Source organism: Streptococcus sp. SO4, from assembly GCF_030440055.1.
In the GTDB taxonomy this organism is placed as follows: Bacteria; Bacillota; Bacilli; order Lactobacillales; family Streptococcaceae; genus Streptococcus; species Streptococcus nidrosiense.
The window spans coordinates 1-1,496 of record NZ_JAQFJI010000030.1; the positions used below are offsets into that span (position 1 = coordinate 1).

General features: G+C 41.6%; 1 protein-coding gene. It reads right to left on the reverse strand.

The features are described from left to right. Positions 1 to 78 precede the first annotated feature (78 nt). The gene (locus PCY08_RS09920; protein ID WP_301560229.1) at positions 79 to 1,245 is read right to left on the reverse strand and encodes an IS110 family transposase; all 1,167 of its coding nucleotides are present in this window, start codon (positions 1,243 to 1,245) and stop codon (positions 79 to 81) included. Between the last annotated feature and the right edge of the window lie 251 nt (positions 1,246 to 1,496).

The following is a 1,496-nucleotide window of genomic DNA, read 5'->3' on the forward strand; positions in this document are numbered from 1 at the left end:
GATTTCTTATACGAAAACTCAAAAGAGCGCAAAAAGACTCCCCTTGTGATATAATGAAGGTGAAAAAATTGTATTAGGCTACTGGCTCGTCTCTAGTAGCCTTTTTTGTAGCACAAACTCCTGATAAGTGAGATTTTCTTTCAAAAGGATATAAGCTATTTTAAGAAGTTGATGTGCGAGTGCAATAGTTGCTTTTTGCGGTCCTCTCCTACTTTGAATTTGGTAATAACGCTCTGCTAGTGGACTTCCTTTTTGTCTTTTTGCCGCAAAAACTGCTTGACAGAGACACCTTTTTAAATAGGAATTGCCATGTCTGATTTTTGTGCTCCTCTTTTTACCGGCACTTTCATTATTTCCAGGACACAAACCAGCCCAGGAAGCGAGATGTCCAGCTGTTGGAAACTGGCTCATGTCTACCCCAATTTCCGCTATGATCACAGAGGCTGTAATAAGATCCATACCAGGAATAGAATCTAGGATTTCCACTGGTCTCTCATAGAGATTTAGATAGCCGTTTATACGCTCTTCCAAACAATCGATTTGTTTTTGATAAAAATCGTAAATCTCTAAGGACTGACCTAACATAAAACGATGATGAGCCGAAAAGTACCCATCAAGTGCCTCAAGGAGTTGGGGAACTTTTCTTTTCAAACTGGTATAAACAGATTGATGGATCATTCTTGGGGTAAGGGGCGTCTCATCAATAAGCAGCTGCAGTAAGTTTCGACCAGAAGCACCCATGATATCTTCTATGTAGGTTGTCAGCTTAATACCTCCTGATTGGAGGATTTTATGGATCCGATTGGTCTCACGATTACGGCTCTCTACATAGTGTTTCCGTTGTCGTGTTATCTCTCTCAATTCTTGAATGGTTTCATCAGGAACGAAACTGCGAGGGAGCAGGCCGATTCGTGTTAATTGGGCAATCCAGTGAGCATCTTTCTTATCTGTTTTTTGACCTGGAATAGCTTTCATATGAGCAGGCTGTGCTAGGATGAGTTCAAAGTCATCACAGAGTTCATGCCAGACAGGTCTCCAGTAAACTCCTGTGCTTTCCATGCCGACGGCTTCTACATGAAATTGAGTGAGAAAATCATGACAGGCTTTTAATCCTTTTGTCGTTGTATCAAACTGAGCCATTTCACGCTTTGGACGAGTAGAAGTGAGCGGCCCATGTAGAATACAAACCACAACAGTAGCTTGATGGACATCAATACCTGCACAAGATTGATAGAGAACATCCATTGTGATTCCCTCCATTTATAAAGTCAGAGAGCTTGTCTACCGATAACGTTGTCGTATTTTTATACTCATGCTCAAGGCGATATTTTGGGGTACTCGTCGGTAGAGTGGATTAGTTTGTCCCGCGAAAGTGATATTCAAGAAATTATCAACCACAAAGCCCTCACTTAGATTATACTTCTAAATGAGGGCTCTTGTCTTTATTTTCGTGTTTCTGTGGGTGACGGCTATGTCGTCATGGCTGTCTGTCCCAC